The 19,921-nt window shown below is 72.3% G+C and carries 17 protein-coding genes; 11 read left to right on the top strand and 6 right to left on the bottom strand.

The window, feature by feature from the left end; translation table 11 throughout:
* The first annotated feature begins 46 nt into the window (after window positions 1-46).
* A complete protein-coding gene (locus tag ACFYZE_RS22960) occupies window positions 47-934 on the top strand; it encodes an alpha/beta fold hydrolase (protein WP_388997040.1) in 888 nt (295 codons plus the stop codon).
* 9 nt (window positions 935-943) lie between these two features.
* On the opposite strand, the gene ACFYZE_RS22955 is transcribed toward ACFYZE_RS22960, so the two are convergent.
* Window positions 944-1,738, bottom strand: coding sequence for a phytanoyl-CoA dioxygenase family protein (locus ACFYZE_RS22955; protein WP_388997037.1), 795 nt, complete (start codon window positions 1,736-1,738; stop codon window positions 944-946).
* Between the two features lie 63 nt (window positions 1,739-1,801).
* Here ACFYZE_RS22955 and ACFYZE_RS22950 point away from each other — a divergent pair, with 63 nt between their 5' ends.
* Both ACFYZE_RS22950 and ACFYZE_RS22945 read left to right on the top strand, forming a co-directional pair.
* A complete protein-coding gene (locus tag ACFYZE_RS22950) occupies window positions 1,802-2,704 on the top strand; it encodes a helix-turn-helix domain-containing protein (protein WP_388997034.1) in 903 nt (300 codons plus the stop codon).
* 350 nt (window positions 2,705-3,054) lie between these two features.
* On the top strand, window positions 3,055-5,049 hold the full coding sequence (locus ACFYZE_RS22945) for a ricin-type beta-trefoil lectin domain protein (RefSeq protein ID WP_388997031.1): 1,995 nt from the start codon (window positions 3,055-3,057) through the stop codon (window positions 5,047-5,049).
* Between the two features lie 19 nt (window positions 5,050-5,068).
* Here the strand turns inward: ACFYZE_RS22945 and ACFYZE_RS22940 are convergent, their stop codons facing one another.
* Window positions 5,069-5,248: a hypothetical protein gene (locus ACFYZE_RS22940; protein ID WP_388997028.1), complete on the bottom strand. Its 180-nt coding sequence runs from the start codon at window positions 5,246-5,248 to the stop codon at window positions 5,069-5,071.
* Between the two features lie 247 nt (window positions 5,249-5,495).
* Between ACFYZE_RS22940 and ACFYZE_RS22935 the strand changes: the two genes are divergently transcribed.
* The 5 genes from ACFYZE_RS22935 to ACFYZE_RS22915 all read left to right on the top strand — a co-directional run bounded on the left by ACFYZE_RS22935 (window position 5,496) and on the right by ACFYZE_RS22915 (window position 12,695).
* Window positions 5,496-8,591, top strand: a complete 3,096-nt coding sequence (locus ACFYZE_RS22935) for a glycoside hydrolase family 2 TIM barrel-domain containing protein (RefSeq protein ID WP_388997025.1) — start codon at window positions 5,496-5,498, stop codon at window positions 8,589-8,591.
* A 104-nt stretch (window positions 8,592-8,695) separates the two neighbouring features.
* Window positions 8,696-8,941, top strand: a complete 246-nt coding sequence (locus ACFYZE_RS22930; protein ID WP_388997022.1) for a hypothetical protein — start codon at window positions 8,696-8,698, stop codon at window positions 8,939-8,941.
* Between the two features lie 3 nt (window positions 8,942-8,944).
* Complete coding sequence (locus tag ACFYZE_RS22925; RefSeq protein WP_388997019.1) at window positions 8,945-9,322, top strand: toxin Doc; 378 nt, start codon at window positions 8,945-8,947, stop codon at window positions 9,320-9,322.
* A 534-nt stretch (window positions 9,323-9,856) separates the two neighbouring features.
* Entirely contained in the window at window positions 9,857-11,446 is a 1,590-nt protein-coding gene (locus ACFYZE_RS22920; RefSeq protein WP_388997016.1) for an RICIN domain-containing protein, read from the top strand.
* Window positions 11,447-11,594: 148 nt separating this feature from the next.
* On the top strand, window positions 11,595-12,695 hold the full coding sequence (locus ACFYZE_RS22915; RefSeq protein ID WP_388997014.1) for a glutamate--cysteine ligase: 1,101 nt from the start codon (window positions 11,595-11,597) through the stop codon (window positions 12,693-12,695).
* A gap of 7 nt (window positions 12,696-12,702) precedes the next feature.
* Here ACFYZE_RS22915 and ACFYZE_RS22910 read toward each other — a convergent pair whose 3' ends face one another.
* On the bottom strand, window positions 12,703-13,704 hold the full coding sequence (locus ACFYZE_RS22910) for a 2-hydroxyacid dehydrogenase (RefSeq protein WP_388997011.1): 1,002 nt from the start codon (window positions 13,702-13,704) through the stop codon (window positions 12,703-12,705).
* Window positions 13,701-14,870 (bottom strand): lactate 2-monooxygenase, encoded by a 1,170-nt coding sequence (locus tag ACFYZE_RS22905; protein ID WP_388997008.1) that lies wholly within the window; start codon window positions 14,868-14,870, stop codon window positions 13,701-13,703. Before ACFYZE_RS22905 ends, ACFYZE_RS22910 begins: the two co-directional genes overlap by 4 nt.
* Window positions 14,871-14,997: 127 nt before the next feature.
* Here ACFYZE_RS22905 and ACFYZE_RS22900 point away from each other — a divergent pair, with 127 nt between their 5' ends.
* The gene (locus tag ACFYZE_RS22900; protein ID WP_388997005.1) at window positions 14,998-16,167 is read left to right on the top strand and encodes a PucR family transcriptional regulator; all 1,170 of its coding nucleotides are present in this window, start codon (window positions 14,998-15,000) and stop codon (window positions 16,165-16,167) included.
* Window positions 16,168-16,173: 6 nt separating this feature from the next.
* Here the strand turns inward: ACFYZE_RS22900 and ACFYZE_RS22895 are convergent, their stop codons facing one another.
* Both ACFYZE_RS22895 and ACFYZE_RS22890 read right to left on the bottom strand, forming a co-directional pair.
* A complete protein-coding gene (locus tag ACFYZE_RS22895) occupies window positions 16,174-16,851 on the bottom strand; it encodes a cyclase family protein (protein ID WP_388997002.1) in 678 nt (225 codons plus the stop codon).
* Window positions 16,851-18,452 carry a purine-cytosine permease family protein gene (locus ACFYZE_RS22890; RefSeq protein WP_388996999.1) on the bottom strand — a complete coding sequence of 534 codons (1,602 nt, stop codon included), beginning with the start codon at window positions 18,450-18,452 and terminating at the stop codon, window positions 16,851-16,853. The genes ACFYZE_RS22895 and ACFYZE_RS22890 overlap by 1 nt, the downstream gene beginning before the upstream one ends.
* A 306-nt stretch (window positions 18,453-18,758) precedes the next feature.
* Between ACFYZE_RS22890 and ACFYZE_RS22885 the strand changes: the two genes are divergently transcribed.
* Together ACFYZE_RS22885 and ACFYZE_RS22880 are read left to right on the top strand one after the other, a co-directional pair.
* The gene (locus ACFYZE_RS22885) at window positions 18,759-19,121 is read left to right on the top strand and encodes a MerR family transcriptional regulator (RefSeq protein ID WP_388996996.1); all 363 of its coding nucleotides are present in this window, start codon (window positions 18,759-18,761) and stop codon (window positions 19,119-19,121) included.
* A gap of 427 nt (window positions 19,122-19,548) precedes the next feature.
* Window positions 19,549-19,908, top strand: a complete 360-nt coding sequence (locus ACFYZE_RS22880; RefSeq protein WP_388996994.1) for a J domain-containing protein — start codon at window positions 19,549-19,551, stop codon at window positions 19,906-19,908.
* Window positions 19,909-19,921: the final 13 nt, after the last annotated feature.

The following is a 19,921-nucleotide window of genomic DNA, read 5'->3' as shown; positions in this document are numbered from 1 at the left end:
CCCGTTCACCAGGGCCTACGCCGACCCGACGCTCTACTGTCGTGCCATGACCGCAGACCGTATCGTGCTGGCCGTGCACGACCACGGGGGCGACGGACCGCCCCTGCTGCTCCTGCACGGCGCCGGGCGCACGCTCGCCGACTGGGCGGCCGTGGCCCCCCTCCTCGTGGCCCGGCACCGCGTGCTCGCCGTCGACCTGCGCGGCCACGGCCTCTCGCCGGACGGACCCTGGCGCCTGCCCGAGGTGCTCGGCGACCTCGAGGAGGTCCTGACGGCGCACGGCATCCCGGGCGCTGTTCCCGTCGGGCACTCCTTCGGCGGCATCCTCGCCGTGCTGTACGCGCTGGAGCACCAGGACGTCACCCCCGGAGCCGTGAACCTCGACGGGTTCGGCTGGGGGCGCCCGGACCAGTACGTCGGCCTGGACCCGGACTATGTGGCCCAGCACCTCGCCCAGGTACGGGAGTTGAACGCGGCCGGCCAGGGCAGGAAGCTGCCCCCGGACGGGCTCAAGGACCTCCTCGCCGAACAGCGCGCGATCTCCGAGTGCCTCGGCATCCCCTACGAACTGCTGGAGGCCGGCGTCCGGCGGTCCGTGCGGGAGCGGGACGACGGGGCTCTGGAGCTGCGGCCGGGACGGGAACAGGCGCTGCAGATGCTCGAGGTCATCGACTCGCTGGACCTCTTCGCCCTGTTCGGCAGGATGACCGCGCCGCTGCTGCTCGGCCGGGCCCAGCGGCAGGTGCCCTCCGTCCCCCGCCTGGACTGGTTCGATCCGATGACGCTCGCCTACGCCAGGGGGCTCGCCCGCGACCTGGCCGCTCTCGCCGAGGAGCGGCCCAATGTGACCGTCGCCCCGATCGACGGCACGCACGTCATGCTGCTGGAGAACCCGCGCGCGGTCGCGGACGCCATCCTCGCCTTCACGTCCTGACCGTGGTGCTCAGTGCGGACCGACGGCGGCGAACTCGGTGCCGCAGGGGCCCGCGCCCTCGCTCTCGGGCAGCGCGACGGGCGTGCCGTCCATCATCAGGGTGTCGTAGTAGGCGCCGATGCGCTCCGCGGAGCGGCCGACGTAGTGGCCGATGAAGGAGCGGCGGAAGCGGTCGGCGCTGCGGTTGGGCTGTGAGCCGTGCACCAGGCTGCCGTTGAAGAACAGTACGTCGCCGGGCTCCATCACGACGGGCACCGGCTCCAGGCCGGGCGGTGGCGGCACGTACTCACGGGCGAACGACAGCTCGATGTCCGCCTCCTCCGGGCAGAACAGGTCCATGCGGTGCGTGCCCGGCACCACCTCCAGGCCGCCGTTCTCCCGGTCGATCACGTCGCAGGCGATCCATGCGGCCACACAGGTGCCCGGCTCCACCCGCAGATAGAAGTTGTCCTGATGCAGCGCCTGCCCCCGGGCGCCCGGCGGCTTGAAGTAGAACATGCTCTGCGCGGCCAGCACCTCTTCGCCCAGCAGCGTCTCGAGAACCTGCCCGAGCCTCGGGTCCAGCAGGAAGCGCAGCGACAGCTCGCTGATGCGGTGCGGGTGCATGACACGGGGGTGGACGAGCAGCGGATCGGCGGCCTCGTCCCCCGCGGACGCACGGGGCTCGAAGTGCCCCGGCACGGGGCCCGCGTCCTTCAGCGCCGTGAACTCGGCGCACAGTGCGTCGATCTCGGCCCGGGAGAACAGCCCGCGCACGACCGCGAACCCGTCCTTCTCGAACCCCTCCATATCTCTTACTGCCATGGGCCTTCCCTTCTCAACGGTCCGGTGTGTGCCGCACGCTAGGCGGGAGTGCCTGCGGGGAGGATGCCTGTGTGTGCTGACGACTTGCCCGGGACTGCTGTCCCGGCCCCGCCACCCGGCCTGGTGACGGTCGGATGCTTCGACCAGCCGCCGGGATACGGCATCAACCGGCCACGGGGGGCCGACAGCTGGCTGTTCACCTGGACGACCGGCGGGCGGGGCACACTTGGCCAGGGCGCCACCCGGGTGACGGCCGGTGACGGGGACCTGGTGGTGCTCGGGCCCGGCGTGCCCCACCGGTACGGGATCGCGCCCGGTTCCCGGCACTGGGCGTTCTGGTGGGTGCACTGCCAGGCGCGGAGCTCATGGGTCGGCCGGCTCGGGCCCCATGAGGTGGGTGACCGTCTCTACACGGTCGGCGCCGGACACGGGCGGGAGCGCATCGAGACGGCCTTCAGGCGCATGCTGGCCGACGCCCGCTGGGGCGGGCTCGGCACACCGCCCGAGCCGGTGCCGCCGGCCGACGGCGAGGTCGCTGTCGCTCACGGTGCCGTCGCCCGCGAGTTGGCCCTGTGCTGTCTCGAGGAGATCGTGCTGCTCGCCACCGCCCGGGTGGGCCCGTCCCCCTCCGGAATCGACGAACGGATCCGCCTCGCCGATGCGTTGATCGCCGCCGACCCGGCCGCGCCGCACACCGTGCGGTCCCTGGCCGAGGGCGTCTCCCTCTCCCCGTCCCGATTCGCACATCTTTTCACCGAGCAACTGGGTCACTCCCCGATGACCGCCTTGCGCGAAGCCCGATTGCGCCATGCCTCCCGTCTCCTGGAAGCGACCGAACTCTCGGTCGAACGGGTGGCCGTCGCATCCGGTTTCGTCAGCCCGTTCCACTTCAACCGGCTCTTCCGTCGGCGCTATGGAACATCGCCGGGCGCCTACCGGGCCGCACAACGGGGTGGCTCGGGCTGAATTCCGGGCGCGGACGGGCCGACGGCAGAGAATTCACGGTTACTGCTCCGCAGTTGACTGACATTTGGTCAACAGATCGAATGGGAGAGGTCAAATGGAAAAGTGAGGGACTCTCTTGTTGGGGCTCGGTGACCTGTGCAAGGGTGTTCCCCGTCAGCGCGCGGACCATTGCCTTCACCGTGACGCACGCAGGCGCCGTCGGTCCCCGCCCGCTCCACCAGAGCTGCCTTGGGCGGAGTTCGGCCTGCCGGACAACCCTCCCAAAGGACACCCCGCGTGCTGTCGGCCGGGCCGTGCCTCCATTGGTATGTACTAATAACCTCGCGTGGCTTTTTTGGAGGAACGTGGACGTGAAAGGTGGGGGCCTGAACCATTCCCCCGACCCCGTTCCGTCGTACGGCGTCACCGACGAACAACTCGCCGCAGAACTGAAGAAGTCCGCCGGGAAGAGGCCCGTGCACCATCCGGTGGGTGAACTGCTCGACCGGCACTGGGAAGCCGCCTTCTCCTACGCCCGTCTGTGCGCGGACGGTGCGCATCCCGCGGGAATGCTGACCACCGCCGCATTCACCCGGCTCTTCGAGGATTCCGCGCGCCAGGGCGGACCCACGGCGGCCTGGCGGCCCCAATTGCTGGTGGCCGTACGGCGCCTGGCGGCCGAATGGGGCGCCGACCACCGGCGCGAGCTGCTGCACCCAGTCCTCCGCCCGGACCCCGCCCTGGGCGAGCACGCGGCAGCACGGCTGCTCCCGCCCGGGAACCGGCGGCTGGTCTCCCGCGCCTTCCCGAGGCTCGCCGAGCAGGCCCGCTGTCTGCTGTGGCACGTCGAGGTGGAGCATGAGCAACTCGCCGTTCCCGCAGCCCTGTTGGGGATCGACACAGGCGACGCCGAGGTGCGGCTCGAGCGGGCGCGCGAACAGCTGCGCGAGGCATGCCTGCAGGTCCACCGCGAGTCCGCGCCCGACGAGGAGTGCCGCCGCTACGTCCGCCTGCTGGACGTCTCGCTGCGCCGGGAGAACCCCGTCCTCGACCCCGACCTGCGCCTGCACATGGACGGCTGCGCGCACTGCCACCACGCCGCCGAGCAACTGGAGGGCTTCCGCGCCCGGCTCCCGCTCCTCCTCGCCGAGGGCGTGCTCGGCTGGGGCGCACAGGCCTATCTGGAGGACGCGGCCGCACGCAGCCGGGCGGCCGAACCGGTCCCGGCAGCGCCCGTGGGCGGAGAGCCGCTGGTCGACCCGGCCGACGCGGACCGGCGGTTCGCAGCAGCCGAGCCGCCGGCCGATCCCGCCGACGCGTACCGGTGGTTCGCCCCCGCGCCCGAGCCGCCTGCCGACGCCGAGTACCGGCCCACCACGGACGCGCCGGGCAGCGGGCCCGGCCGTGCCACCCGGGCCGCCTCCGCCGGGCCCGGCCCCCGCTGCGCCGCGCACAAGGCCCCACGCCGATCCCCGCAGCGCCGACAACTCGTCCTCGCCGTGGCGACGGTGAGTGCGCTCATCCTGCTGCCGCTGGTGATGTGGTCCGTCGCCCACTCCGGCGGGGGAGCCCCGGCCGGCACCGCCGCGCCGTCCGATGAGCCGAGCCCCGGAGCACGGGCGAGCGCCTCCGGATCGCCCTCGTGGGTCGGCGCCGCCGCCGAGGTGCCCACCGGCGCCTTCCGCGGCCGGCTGCGCAACCAGGACAGCGGGCTGTGCATCGGCCTGGACCGCGAGCGGGCGGTGGCCGGCACCGAGGCGGTACTCGTCTCGTGCGCCTCGTCCGCGACCCAGCAATGGGCGTACGAGACGGGCGGACTGCTCCGCAGTGTCGCCGCACCCGGACTGTGTCTCGACTCCCACCTCGGCTACTCGGTGCAGCTCGCCCCGTGCGCGGAACAGTCCCGGCCCGAGTCGAGGAACGTCCGCTACGACTTCACCGTGCAGGGCGCGATCGTCCCGCGCTGGAACCAGGACCTGGCCCTGACCCCGGCCTCGTCGGCCACCGGTGCGGGGCTCGTGGTCAAGCCGCGCACGGAGGACGGCACCCAGCGCTGGCTCACCGACACGCCGAACTCGCTCCGGATGCAGTCGGTCAACTGGGGCACCGGCGCCGAGACGGCCAACCCTGCCTCCCAGAGCGCCGCACCCTCGCGTACGACCACCCCCACGACTCACAGCGCCCCGAAGCCGGATCCCACGCCCACCCGACCCTCCTCGGGGACGAGTCGGCCCTCCTCCCAGGGACGGGGAACGTGCTCCTCCCCGTACTGCGCTCCGAACGGCCAGGGCAGGTACGGCGGTTGGGGTGGATACGGCGGATACGGGAGCTTGGGACCCTACGGCGGCGGGAGCGGCCGGCCCTGACCGGGCGGGCGGCCGTGCGTCACTCCTGGACCAGGTTCAGCTCCGCCCAGATCGTCTTGCCGTCGGCGGTGTGGCGGCTGCCCGACCGTTCGGTGAGCTGGGGCCTGCGCGCGCCCTCGTTCCACTCGACGAGGACGCCCTCGTCGTCGATGAGCGCCCGTGCCGTGTCGGCGTCGTCGAACGGATAGCCGGAGCTCATCGTCGCCACTCCATCGCGCACACGCACAGTGAGCAGAGCGCGTCACTGGTGTTCCAGCGTAGTGCCAACGGGTGCTCCGGGAACCCGCGGACCCCACCGGAAGAAGGGAGCAGGTCCGGCTGGAGGTGGCCGGTGGGGCAGAAGGAAGCTGTCGCACCCTTGACGGGCGCGTGTGCCGCACCGTCAGAATCTGTTTGTTCACGATCAGTTGTGAGTACTTCTGGGCCCTGATGAGGGAGAGCCGCCCATGACGGTCACGCGCAGATCGGTCCTGATCGCCGGCACGGCAGCCCCGGCCGCCGGCGCACTCCTCGGCGCCGGGAGTGCCCCGGCGGCGGCAGCCGCCCGGGCTCCGGGACGCCGGACGGTGGCCCTCCGCGACGGCTGGCGGTTCGCGCTGGTCAACCCGGGCGGCATCACCGACCCGAGGGGTGCGTATGGCGAAGCCGCCGCGCCCGGGTACGACGACTCCGGCTGGCGCGAGGTCGCGGTGCCCCATGACTGGAGCATCGAGCAGACCCCCACCACCGAGCACGGCACCACCAGCGGCACCGGCTTCTTCCCCGGCGGTCTCGGCTGGTACCGCACCGCCTTCACCCTGCCGTCGGCGCTCGCCGGGAAGCGGATATCGGTGGAGTTCGACGGCGTCTACATGGACTCGTACGTCTACTGCAACGGCACCGAGGTAGGCCGCCACCCCTACGGCTACACCGGTTTCGCCTTCGACCTCACCGATCTGCTGCACACCGACGGCACCACCGAGAACGTCCTCGCGGTCAAGGTCCAGAACCAGCTCCCGAGCAGCCGCTGGTACTCGGGCAGTGGCATCTACCGCGAGGCCCGGCTGGTGATCACCGAGCCGGTGCACGTGGCGCGCTGGGGCACCCACGTCACCACGCCGGACATCACCGATGCGCGTGCCGTCGTCCGGGTGCGGACCTCGGTGGTGAACGAGTCGGGGGCCACGGCGGACGTGGAGATCCGCTCGACGGTCACGGACCCCGACGGCCGGACCGTCGCCCGGACGTCCTCCACGGTCACCGTCGCCGGCACCAGGACCGAGACCCATGAGCTCATCGCCCCCAGGCCCCGGTTGTGGGACTTCGCGACCCCGGACCACCGGTACACCCTGCACACCGAACTACGGGTGGGCGGCGAGACCGTCGACGGCTACGACACCACCTTCGGCATCCGGTCCTTCCGCTTCGACCCGGACGAGGGGTTCTCCCTCAACGGCACCCACGCCAAGATCAAGGGTGTCGACCTGCACCACGACCAGGGCGCGCTCGGGGCGGCGATCAGCATCGACGCCGTACGCCGGCAGATGACGATCATGAAGTCGATGGGAGTCAACGCCTTCCGCACCTCGCACAACCCGCCCTCGCCGCAGATGATCCAGATCTGCGAGGAGCTGGGCATCGTGATGATGGTGGAGGCGTTCGACTGCTGGCACACCGGCAAGACCACGTACGACTACCACCGGTTCTTCGACGACTGGTGCGAGAAGGACGCCACCGAGATGGTCCTCGCGGCCCGCAACTCACCGGCTGTGGTCCTGTGGTCCATCGGCAACGAGATCCCCGACTCCACGTCCACCGCCGGGCTGGCCATGGCGGACCGGATCATAGGCGCGATCAAGGCCGCCGACGACACCCGCCCGCTCGTCATCGGCTCGGACAAATACCGCAGTGTCCCGAAGAAGGGCTCGGCGGCGGACCTCATGCTCGCCAAGCTCGACGGCCTCGGGCTGAACTACAACACCGCCAAGTCGGTGGACGCCCTGCACTCCGCCTACCCGCACCTGTTCCTCTTCGAGTCCGAGTCGTCGTCCGAGACCTCGACGCGCGGCACCTACCAGGAGCCCGAGCACCTCAACACCGGCGAGAACCACACCCCCGGCCGACGCGCCACCTCCTCGTACGACAACAACCTCGCCTCCTGGACCATGAGCGGCGAGTACGGGCACAAGAAGGACCGCGACCGGAAGTGGTTCGCCGGGCAGTTCCTGTGGTCGGGCATCGACTACATCGGGGAGCCCACGCCGTACGACGTCTTCCCGGTGAAGGCGTCCTTCTTCGGCGCCGTCGACACGGCAGGCTTCCCCAAGGACATGTACCACCTGTTCAGGAGCCAGTGGGCCGACGAGCCCATGGTCCATCTGGTGCCCATGACCTGGAACCACGACAAGGGGGACACGGTCGAGGTCTGGGCGTACGCCAACGTCGACACCGTAGAGCTCTTCCTCAACGGCAAGTCCCTCGGGACAAGGAAGTTCGACACCAAGAAGACGACGGACGGGCGTACCTATCTGGAGACAACCGAAGCGACCGGCGACGACAAGACGTTCACCTCGGGCCCCTACCCCGGCAGCTACACGAGCCCGAACGGCAGCGCGGGCAAGCTCCACCTCACCTGGAAGGTGCCTTTCGAACCGGGCGAGTTGAAGGCGGTCGCGCGACGGGACGGCAAGGTGGTCGCGACCGACGTCCTGCGCACCGCCGGGCCCGCGCACGCCCTGCGTCTCACTCCGGACCGCACCTCCCTGGCCGCCGACGGCCGCTCCCTCCTCTTCGTGACCGCCGAAGTCGTCGACGCCCACAGCGTGGTGGTGCCCGACGCCGAGGACCTGATCACCTTCGACGTGAAGGGCGGCTCCCTCGCCGGGCTGGACAACGGCCGGGAGGAGAGCGCCGAGCGCTACCAGGCCACCACCCGGACCGCCTTCCACGGGAAGGCACTCGCCATCGTGCGCTCGGGCACCAGGGCGGGCGCCCTGAAGGTGACGGCCCGGGCGGACGGGCTGCGCACCGCCACCGCGACCGTCCGCACCACTCCCGCACGGTCCACCGCGCTCACACCGGCGCCGGTGTTCGAGCCCGACCTTCCGGCAGCCCCCACCTACCCCCAGGCCGACGCCGGTTACTCCGGCCGCCCCGACACCCTTCCCGCCGCCATGCTCGACGGCGATCCGGCCACCGGGTGGTCCAACGCCTTCTACAAGTCGGCCACCGCCCTGCTGCCCGCCTTCAACGGCGCCCGGCCGAAGGACTGGGTTTCGGTCGACTTCGGACGCCGGCGGACCATGGACCGCGTAGAGGTCTCCTTCACCGTCGACGCGACCCACGCGCAGCCCGCCTCCCTCGCGGTCTCCGTCTGGGACGGCGAGCGGTACGTGCCCGTGACCGGCGCCGCCGTGGACCGGGCCACCGCCTCCGACACCCCGACCGTGATCACGTTCGACGCGGTCCGCGGCTCCCGCCTGCGCCTGACGATGACCAGTGCCCGCCCGGGCGCCGCCGACGGCGCGGTCCGCATCAGCCGACTGGAGGTCCCGGCCGGCTGAGCCGGGGCCCGGAAGGTACCGGCGGCACTGCCGCCGGTACCGTGGGCGCCCCACGCTGACCTGGGGGTATTTACGATTGGGTACCCTCGCTGTACCGTTACGGCATGCCAGCCCTCAACGTGGAGTTCAGTGATCGGGAGCTAGAGGACCTGCGGCAGATCGCCAAGGAGCGCGGTACGTCGATGAAGGCCCTGGTGCGTGAGGCCGCCGCGGCCGACATCGCGCGGCACCGGGCCCTTCAGGAGGGCGCCGAGGCCTTCCGCCGGTTCTTCGCCACGCACGCCGACGAGTTCGCTGCGGCCTTCCCCGACGACGAGCCACCCGTGAAGGTCGAGGGGCAGGACGCCTGACCGATGACCTCCGTCATCCACATCGACGTGCCCTGGCTGCTCCAGCGCCACGAAGAGGTCCTGCCGGACCAGCCCGTCGTCAACGACTTCTCCGCGCTGGTCGCCGCGGTCGCCCGGCACCGCGTGGACCCGCCCCGCCTCGGCGTGGACTCCGACCCGGCCTGGCGCGCCGCCGCCCTGCTGCACACCCTCGCGCTGCTCAAGCCGCTGCCGTCGGCGAACGCCCGCTTCGCCTGCGCCACCGCGGTCGCGTACATGTTCGTCAGCGGCGTCGGCATCGACCCGCCCTACGGCGCCCTCGTCGACCTCACCCGTGACCTGATCTCCGGCAAGGCCGACGTCTACGGTGCCGCGGACCGACTGCGGTCCTGGCAGATCTGAGGCCGCCCGCATCCCCCGTCCCGCCCGCCTTCTGGGCCGCCGACCGAGGGCGGGAGATCAGGGTCGGCGGCCCGTTGCGCGCGGCAGTGCCGCCGTGCCGCGCGGGGCCGAAGAGAAGGCCGGCTCCAGTGGACTACGGAGCCCCGCCGCGGCGGGAGCGTGCGAGCGGCGCCGGCGTGGGCGCGCGGTTCACACGGGGCACGTGGGACCGGGGAAAACGGTTGCACAAACGGGGAGTTGGCGCCGAGGGCTCCCACCGTCCTATTCCTGGTGCGGATGTTGTTCAAGTGCCTTGTTGGCCATCAGTGACCTGTGCAAAGGTGACCTGTCTGCGCAGGGGCAATGGCCAGGGGCGGCATCGTGCCCGCTATTCCGGGCCGTCGGCGAGCTCAAAAGGCTCATCCACCGGACGATCGCCGTGCAGCCGTTACCCGTGACCTATTCCCGGCGCGGCGCCGAAAAGGCCCAAAGGCCGGGTCCTTTCGGGCAGCAGAACTTCGTGTGCGACCTTGTGCCTTGGAAGGAACCCGCTCAGTGCACACCCCACCCCCGCGTCCGCCCTACCCGCCCCGTCCCGGAGCGGCACCGGAAGAATCCAACGAGAACCTGGCCGCCCGACTCAGGGGCCGGCCCGTGGGCGAGACCACCCTGCCGGTCGCGTTGCTGATGGCCAGACACTGGCAGGCGGCGTACGACTACGCGGTCATCTGCCTCGCCTCCTCGCGCAACGTCGCCGCGATGGTCACCGCCGCCGCCTTCCACCGGGTCCTCGGCGACCTCACCCGCTCCCGTTCCGCGGTGGCGCTGCGTCCGGGGCTTCTCGTCGCGGTCCGGGACACGGTCGCGGAATGGGCGGCGGAGGAGCGGATATCCGGTGTTCTGCCGGAGTTGAGGAAACCCGCGGGGGGTCGCGGTATGCGCGCCGCGAAGTTCCTGACACCCGAAAACAGTGCCCTCGCCGAACACGCTTTCCGCGCTCTGTCCCCATTCGCCCAGTCTCTGCTGTGGCACACCGAGGTCGAAGCCGAACACATATCCGTCCCTGCCGTTCTGCTCGGCATGGACTCCGAGACCGCGGCGGCCGCACTGGAACAGGCACGCGAGGAATTCCGGGCGGGCTGTGTACGCGCCCACCGGGAACTCGCGCCGAGCGCCGAATGCCGCTTCCACAACCGGCTGCTCGACATCCCCCTCCGCCGCGGCGGCGACCTGCTGCCCGAGGTGTACCAGCATGTCCTCCAGTGCCACCACTGCCGTGCCGCCGCCGAACAACTGCGCCGGTGCGAGGACGGCCTCGGCGCACTGCTGGCCGAGGCGATCCTCGGCTGGGGCGCCCGGCGCTACCTCGACTCACGGCACGGCCGCACCCCGCAACCCGCGCGCACCGGCTCCCGGGGCCGGCGCCCGGGCGGCGGCGGACGCCACCGGCTGCTCACCCGGATCCCCGCGGCGGGCCGCAGGATCACCGCGGGGGAGCGGCGGTCGAGGACGCTGCTGACCGGCGTCGGCTTCGCCACCGTCGCCGTCCTGCTGACCCTGCTGGTCACCGGGGTCTGGACCGACGACGGAAGCGGCGCCGACCCGGTCGCCTCCACGAGCGCGACCGGCGGCCCGAACTCCCCCTCGCCCCGCTCCGGCGCCCAAGCGCCGTCCGACACGGCCGGGCTGCCCGCGGCCCCGCAGGAGACCCGGCTGCGCGCCGTCGCCGCCGGCCTCTGCCTCGACATCCGCGGCACGGTCAGGGCCGGTGCGGGCACCCGCCTCGCGACCTGCTCGTCGGCGTGGACCCAGGTGTGGTCGTACGAGAGCGACGGCCTGCTGCGCAGTGTCGCCGACCCGGGCCTGTGCCTCGACTCCCACGCCATCGACGGAGCTGTCACGCTCGCCCCGTGCGTCGAGGCGGGCCGGGCGCACGCCGACGACGTCCGCTACGACCTGACCGTGGGGGGCGAGTTGCTCCCGCGGTGGGGCGCGGGCCTCGCCGTCACGCCCGCGAGCCCCGACTCGGACGCCGACGTCGTCGTCAAGGACCGCGACGGTTCCGACGCCCAGCGGTGGGCGACCGACCCCCGCTCGTACGGGCAGCGGGCGGCCGCGGACGGACCCACCCTTGATCCCGTCTGAGCCACCGCTCCGCTCCGGGCGACACACCGGCGACCCGAGGGCCGCGTCCTCATGCCCGACTACCGTCCGTCCGGGAGGGTAGTCGGGGTGGGCGGATGACCTCGTGATCACCAGTGGTCGCGGCAGACGGACAGAGAGGCGGCATCACGTGCGGACCGTCGGAGTGGAAGAGGAACTCCTCCTGGTCGACCCGGAGACCGGTGAGCCGAAGGCGTTGTCGGCCGCGGTGCTCGCCCGCGCCGCGCAGGACGAGGCGGACGAGGGCCTGTTCGAGAAGGAGCTCTACGGTCAGATGCTGGAGTTCGCCACGCATCCGCAGACGGACATGGCGGAACTCGGCGCCGAGATCGTCCGCTGCCGCCGGGAGGCGGCCGAACACGCCGGGGGGATCGGCTGCGGCGTGGCCGCGCTGGCCACCTCACCGCTGCCGGTGAGCCCGTCCATCAGCATGAACCGCCGTTACCAGTGGATGGCCGAGCAGTACGGCATCGCCACGCGGGAACAGCTCGTCTGCGGCTGTCACGTGCACGTCTCGGTCGAGTCGGACGAGGAGGCCGTCGCGGTGGTCGACCGCGTGCGGCCCTGGCTCCCCGTACTGGTCGCCCTGAGCGCCAACTCCCCGTTCTGGCAGGGCAGGGACTCCGGTTACGACAGCTACCGCAGCCGGGTGTGGGGGCGCTGGCCCTCCGCGGGGCCGACCGAGCTGTTCGGGTCGCCCGAGCGGTACCACCGGCGGGTGGCCGACATGGTCGCCACCGGAGTCATCCTCGACGAGGCGATGGTCTACTTCGACGCGCGTCTGTCCGAGCGGTACCCGACGGTGGAGATCCGGGTCCCCGACGTCTGCCTGCACGCGGACACCGCACAGTTGATCGCCACCCTCGCCCGCGGGCTGGTGGAGACCGCGGCGCGCGAGTGGCGGGCCGGCCGGGAGCCGGTGGACCACAGCGTGAGTCTGCTGCGGCTGGCCGCCTGGCAGGCGGCCAGGGCCGGCCTTGCGCGTGAGCTGCTGCACCCGAGGACGATGCGCCGCATGCCGGCGGAGTCGGTGGTGCGGGACCTGCTCGACCACGTCGGTGACGCGCTGGCCGGCACCGGTGACCTCGACCGGGCGGACCAGGCCGTGACCGGGCTGCTGGAGCGGGGAAACGGTGCCCGGGTGCAGCGGGAACTCATGGAGCGGACCGGTAGCCTGCGTGACGTCGTCCTGGAGTGCGTGCGCCACACCCAGGGCGAGTCGGTCTCCTGACGTTATGTCAGGAAACGACGTCGTGAAGTTCCCCGCTCGACAGGAAGTCCGCCGCGTTGCGGACCGCCGCCAGCGCGATCCGTACCAGCGTCTCCCGGGTGACACCGGCGACATGCGGCGACAGCACCACGTTCGGCGCCTTCAGCAACCTGAGGGCCGGGGTGGGCGGTTCGGGGTCGAAGACGTCGATCCCCGCCCCGGCCAGCGTGCCGGTCTCCAGCGCGTCCGCCAGCGCGTCCTGGTCGATCAGAGCGCCCCGCGCCGTGTTGATCACGAACGCGGTGGGCTTCAGCAGTGCGAGGCGCTCGGCGTTCAGCAGATGCCGGGTCGCATCGGTGAGGGGCGCGTGCAGCGTCACGTAGTCGGAGGTGCGCAGCAGTTCGTCGAGGCCCACGTACCGGGCCCCGAGCCGGGCCTCCGTCTGCGCGTCCAACGGCTCCGGGCCCGTGTACACGATCGACATGTCGAAGGCGACCGCCCGACGCGCCACCTCCTGGCCGATGTGGCCGAGCCCGACGATGCCGAGGGTCTTTCCGGACAGCTCCGTGATCGACTGCTGCAGCCGGGGCAGCGCCCAGTCGGCGTCGACGAGCGCGGTGTGCGCCGGGACCAGCTGCTTGGCCAGGACGAGCATGAGCGCGAAGGTCTGCTCGGCCACGTTCTGCTTCTCGGCGCCGCTCGAGCCGATGTTGCAGACCGGGATGTTCCGGGCGCGAGCCGCGTCCAGGTCGACGTAGTCGAAGCCGTGACTCGCGCACTGGATCAGCCTCAACTCCGGTGCGGCGGCGATGTGTTCAGCGGTGACCGGGCCGAGCCCGGTGACGATGACGTGGGCCTCGCGCAGCGCCGCCGGATCCTCGTCGGTCCTCTCCACCACGGTCACCCGGGCCTCGCCGGGGAAGACGGTGGCGAGCGCGGCACCCGCCTGCCGCCCGCCGACGTGCGGTGAGACGACGGCGAGGACGTCGGTGGCGTTGTCGGCGTCGGTGGTGCCGGTCGTGTGGGTCATCGGGTTTCCTCGATCAGGTCGGCGGGGCCGAGCGTGGCGGGGCGGGCGTGCCCGGACAGGGCGAGGGTGAGGTCGAACTCGGCGAGCAGACAGCGGATCACGTGCTCGACGCCCGCCCGGCCGTCGAGCCCGAGACCGTAGGCGTACGGCCGTCCCACGAGCACCGCCCGCGCGCCCAGCGCGAGCGCCTTGAACATGTCGTCGCCGGTGCGGATCCCGCTGTCGAACAGCACGGTCAGCCGGTCCCCGGCCGCCTCCACCACCCGCGGCAGCGCGTCCGCGGCGGCCACGGAACCGGCCACCTGCCGGCCGCCGTGGTTGGAGACCACCACCCCGTCCATCCCGGCGTCGGCGGCCGCGCGGGCGTCGTCGGGATGCAGGATGCCCTTCAGGACGATCGGACCGTCCCAGTGCTTCCGCAGGAACGCCAGGTCCGGCCATGTCTTCCCGGGGTCCGCGAACATGTTCACGAAGTGCAGCACGGCCGCGTCGGGATCCTCGTGCACCGGCTTCGCCAGACCCGCCTGGAACGCCGGGTCGGTGAAGTAGTTGGCAGTGCCCACCCCGTGCAGGAACGGCAGATACGCCTGGTCGAGGTCGCGGGGCCGCCAGGCCAGCAGCGGGGTGTCCAGCGTGACGAACAGCGCCGTGAACCCGGCCGCCTTCGCCCGGGCGAGGAAACTGCGGGTGACCTCGCGGTCCTTGGCCCAGTACAGCTGGAACCACCGCTCACCGTCACCCGACGCCTCCGCGACCTGCTCCATCGGCGTGCTGGAGGCCGACGACAGGACGAACGGCACGCCCTGCGCGGCCGCGGCCCGCGCCGCCGCCGATTCGGCGTCCGGATGCATGATCGACAGCACGCCGATCGGAGCCAGGGCCAGCGGTGCGGGCAGCCGCAGCCCCAGCACCTCCACGGACAGGTCGCGGTCGTGCACGTCCCGCAGCATGCGCGGCACGATCCGGCGCCGCTCGAGCGCGGCCCGGTTCGCCCGGGCGGTGCTGCCGGTGCCCGCGCCGCCCGCCACATAGCCGACCGGGCCGGGACCGAGCCGCTGCTCGGTCAGCGCCTCCAGCCGGGTCAGATCGGTGGGCAGCCGTGGTACGGCGCCCGTCATGCCGTTGAGATAGATCTCGTACTGGAAGTCCGCCCAGTGCCTCGCCATCCCGTACGTCCCGCCTCTCGTCCTTGAGACCGCGCGGTACGACCACGCTGTACGCCGATGATCCTGGCGACCGTGACAACGTCCGTCCACCGTGCTGCGCACATCGCACTGCTGGAATCATCACCCTGTGACAAACCAGCCGCTGAAGGCCCGCAGCGCCGTCCGGGCGGAGATCGCCGCCGACCCGCTGGTCGTGGAGGCGGTCGTCGCCGCCGTCCACGCGACGGTGCCGGTGTACGCCGCGCTCGACGACAGCCGGCTGCCTGAGGTGCGGGCCATCGCGGCCTGGGGCGTGGACCGGCTGCTGCACCTGTGGGCCACCGACGCCACCCTGGGACCGGCCGATCTGCGCCGCTTCCGCGGGATCGCGGCGGCCCGCGCGGCTGACGGCCGCCCCGTGCAGGCCGTGCTGCGCGCCTACCGGGTGGCCGCGGCCGTCCTCACCGACGAGGTCGCCGCCCGTGGGCGCGCTCTCACGGCGGCGGACGGCCTCGCACTGGCCCGGGTCCTGCTGACGGCCCTGGACACCCTGTCGGAGGAGATGGCCACGGCGTACGCGGCAACCACCGAGGACCTGGCCGGGGACCGGGACCGCGCGCTGCGACTGCTGCTCGACGACCTGATCGCCGGACGGCACGCCTCGGTGGGCGCGCTGACGGACCGCTCGGCCCGGCTGGGCGTCCAACTCCCCGACCCGTACTGCCTGCTGGTGGCCGAGCCCGCGACGGGTGGCGGCCCCGACATGCCGTACGAGGCCGCCGCCGGACTGCTCGGTGCGCTCGGCGGCGGCCCCGGGGCGCTGTCGACGGTGCGCGGCTCCCGCGCGGTCCTGCTGCTGCCCGCCACGGCCGTCGGCCGGGCACCGGCCCTCCTGGACGCCCGGGCGTGGCGTGCCTGCGCGATCACGGGCGAGGGCCTGGACCGGGTCGCCGTCGCGCACCGACTGGCTGCCGACGCCCTCGACACGGCCCCCGCCCACGCCCACCGGCCCGGCCGCGTCCTCGACGACGCCGACGCACACGTGCTGGCCCTGCTCGCCGGCCACCCGGCGGCCGCCCCGGACCACATCGCCCGTCTCGTCCTCGGCCCGCTCACCGACCCGGGGCAACGCCACCTGCTCCAGGCCCTGACGGCGTACATCGACGCGGGCTCGGCCACCGCCGCGGCCCGCACCCTCCACCTCCACCCCCAGTCCCTGCGCTACCGCCTGCGCCGCGTGCACACCCTGACGTCCCGTGACCCACGCGACCCCTGGCAGCGCCTGACCCTGGACATCGCCCGTACGCTCAGACCCTGACGGGCCTCACGCCCCGGCCCCGGCACCGACACGGGCCACCGCCCGGACCGGCGCGCCGTCCGCGCCCGGCAGATGCAGCGGGAACAAGAACACGTCCACCGGGCGGCCCGCCGCCTGCGCGGCGACGACCTGGTCCAGGCCCCTCAGGTTCTCGGCGATCACGCCGCCCACCCCGCACAGCACCCGGTGCGCGGGCAGGTCCGGATCGCCGGTGGCGTCCACGCTCAGCGCATCCACGCCGACCGTGCGGACGCTCGCGCCCACCACCGCCTCCATCGCCTCCGGCGTCAGCCAGGGATGGGCCAGGTAGGCGTCCGTGCCCCAGTACGCCGACCAGCCCGTGGCCACCAGCAGGATCGCCCCGGGGCGCAGCCGCAGCAGGCTCAGCGCGGGCGCGAGCAGCTCGGGTGTGATCGGCGTCCGGGCCGGCAGGCCCCTCACGTCCGCCACCACCGCCGGGCCCGCGAACCGCTCCAGCGGCAGCGCGTCCAGCGCGGGCCACGCCGAGTCCACGTGGTACGGCGCGTCGACATGCGTGCCGGACTGCGAACCCAGGTGCAGCGCCAGCACGTTGACCCCGTCCGTGGCCACCCGCAGCGCCCGCTCCACCTCGACCTGCGGGTCACCGGGATACACGGGCATCCCGGTGACCACGGGCACCGACAGGTCGAGCCAGGACTCCATCAGGGCCCCTCGGCCGCGAGTGCCGGAGCGGAGTCGCCCTGCGGCGCGCCCGGACCGGTGATCGGCGGCACGGGCACCTCGGCGGTACGGGCCAGCCGCGCACCCTCGGGCCCGTAGACCGCCCGGGGCTCGGGGAACAGCCACAGCAGCGCCAGGTACAGGACCGCGGCGACGGCCAGTGACAGGGGCAGGCTGATGTCGACGCCGTTCGCCAGGTTTCCGAGCGGGCCGACGAACTGGCCCGGGATGTTCGTGAACAGCACGCCGATCACCGCCGCCACCCACCAGGCGGTCATGCCCCGCCAGTTCCAGCCGTGCGCGAACCAGTAACGGCCGCCGCGCTGACGGCGGTTGAAGACCTGGAGCGCGTCCGGGTCGTACCAGCCGCGCCGGGTGCAGAAGCCGAGCATCATCACGACCATCCAAGGAGTGGTACAGGTGATGATCATCGTGGCGAACGTGGAGATCGACTGCACCAGGTTCAGCCCGAAACGGCCGATGAAGATGAACGCGATCGACAGCACGCCCACCACCAGCGTCGCCTGCACTCGGGTGAGCCGTGGGAAGACGGACGAGAAGTCCAGGCCCGTCCCGTACAGCGACGTCGTGCCCGTCGACATGCCCCCGATCAGCGCGAGCAGGCACACCGGCAGGAAGAACCAGGTCGGTGAGATCGCCAGCAGTCCGCCCACGAAGTCCGGGGCCGAAGGGTCGACGTACTTCGGCGCCTGCTTGGCGATGATGCTCGCGGTGGCGAGTCCGAACACGAACGGCAGCAGCGTCGCGATCTGCGACAGGAACGCGGCCCCGACCACCTTCCGGCGCCGCGTGTCCGCGGGGATGTAACGCGACCAGTCGCCGAGGAACGCGCCGAACGACACCGGGTTCGACAGCACGATCAGCGCGGCGCCGATGAAGGACGGCCAGAACAGCGCCTTGGTCGACGGATCGGCCGAAGCGGTGAAGGCACCCGCGTACGACGGGTCGAAGTCCCCGGCGAACGCGATGGCGCCGAGCAGGAACAGTACGGTCGCCGACGTCACCGCAATCTTGTTGACGAACAGCATGAACCGGAAGCCGTACACGCACACCGCGAGCACCAGGCCCGCGAACAGCGCGTAGGCGACGACGTACGACGGTGTACCGCGTTCGAGCCCGAACAGCCGGTGCGCGCCGCCGACCAGGGCGTCGCCGGAGCTCCACACCGAGATCGAGAAGAACGCGATGGCCGTGAGCAAGGACAGGAAAGAGCCGACCACACGGCCGTGCACCCCGAGGTGCGCGGACGAGGAGACCGCGTTGTTCGTGCCGTTGACCGGGCCGAACACCGCCATCGGGCACAGGATCAGCGCACCGGCGACCACGCCGAGCACCGTCGCTGCGAGTCCTTGCCAGAAGGAGAGGCCGAACAGGATCGGGAAGGCACCGAGGACGCAGGTCGAGAAGGTGTTCGCGCCGCCGAAGGCGACCCGGAACAGGTCGAGCGGAGTGGCGGTGCGGTCGGCGTCCGGGATGCGCTCCACGCCGTACGCCTCGACCTCGGTGAGGGAGGGCGGCGCGGCGGCGGAGGCGGAGGGGGAGGGAGCGGAATTCTCGGGCAACGGGGCTCCAGCGGGGGAGGGACGGTGGAGCGCGTTCGTGGCGCTGCGGGGCCGGACGGCTCCGGGCCACGCAGGGGTGTGCGGTGCGCGAGGAAGCCGTCCCATGGGGATTCGCTGACGCTAGATCCGCGGACTCGGCCCGCACCAGAGGATTCTTCATCCAATCCGGGAGCGCTCGGTGGATGATTCATCCACTTCGGGCCGTACACGGGCCGTGCGACCCGACGGCCTTCCACCTGTTCTGGTGCAGACAGGAAATCTGTAACCTGAGGTGGAGGTCTGGTCCGTCGGACCGAGGAGTCGAGGATGGCCCTCTCCATCGACGATGCCGATGCCGCGCTGTACACGATCGGCCAGGTCGCCGAGATGCTGGGCGTCCAGCCCGCATTCCTGCGGCGGCTGGACGCCCACGGCATCGTGGTCCCGGCCCGCTCCACGGGCGGCCAGCGCCGCTACTCCCGGCGGGAGATCGACCGGGTGGCCGAGGTGATGGACCTGGCCGCGGAAGGGGTCACCCTCGCCGGGGTGCGGCGCGTCCTGACACTGCGCGAGCGGGTGGGGGTCCTGGAGGAGCACCTGGCCGCCGCGCGCGCCGCGGCCGCCCCGCCCGGGGACCGGAGCCGGGCCGACGGTCACCCGGACGAGAGGCCTGGAGCCGCCTCCGGCTGAGGGTGCGAGTCGGCCGGCAGCGGCGCGTCGTGCCGCTCCGGGCGGTGGCTGCCGTCCCCGGGCGCCGGGCTGCGCGGAGCGTCGGAGCTGCCGGGCAGCGGCACGGGATGGCGTGCCGCGCCCGGTTTCGGTCACGTGGCGATTTCCGAGACGTCGGCGGCGGGACACCCGGCGCCTGCGGTCAGGATCGCGCTCCACGTTCACGTCGACGGACTCCGGATCGACGCCCGGCGCATCGAAGCGGACGATGAAAGAACCCCCGCTCCGGTGGGCGCTCCCCGGTGGCCGCGGACACCCCGCGCCTCGGCAGACCAGGCTTGACAACAGGCGACTCAAGTTTTATCCAGACTAGTGAAGAAGTAGGTGCAAACCCGCAGCCCGGAGGGGCACCCGTCGGGCCGCTCGCAGTGGGCGAGGAGGTGGGACGGTGGACACGCGGAGGGGGGCCGGCGACGCGCCGGACCCCTACGACGTCCTCGGGGTGGATCCCTCGGCCTCGCCCGAGCGGATCACCTCGGCCTACCGGCGCCTGGTGCGCCGACTGCACCCCGACACCCGGTCGGACGAGGTGACCGAGGAGGCGCTCGCGCGGGTGCTCGCCGCCTACGAGACGCTCCGTGACCCCGCCGCACGCGCGGCCCTGGACCGCCGGCGGCGCGCCGCGCCCGCTGCAGCCCCCGCGCCGGTGCGTGGTGTCACGGCCGTCGTGACGACGGCCACGGGCCGGATCCCGGCACGGGCGCCCCTCCTGCGCGCGGGCCCGGTCCGGGTGGAACGGCCCCTCTGACCCGCTGGAGGAA

Origin of the sequence: Streptomyces sp. NPDC001796, from assembly GCF_042892355.1 — a bacterium.
Taxonomy (GTDB): domain Bacteria; phylum Actinomycetota; class Actinomycetes; order Streptomycetales; family Streptomycetaceae; genus Streptomyces.
Note: the sequence above shows the minus strand (reverse complement) of the source record. Positions and strands in the feature narration are given on the sequence as shown.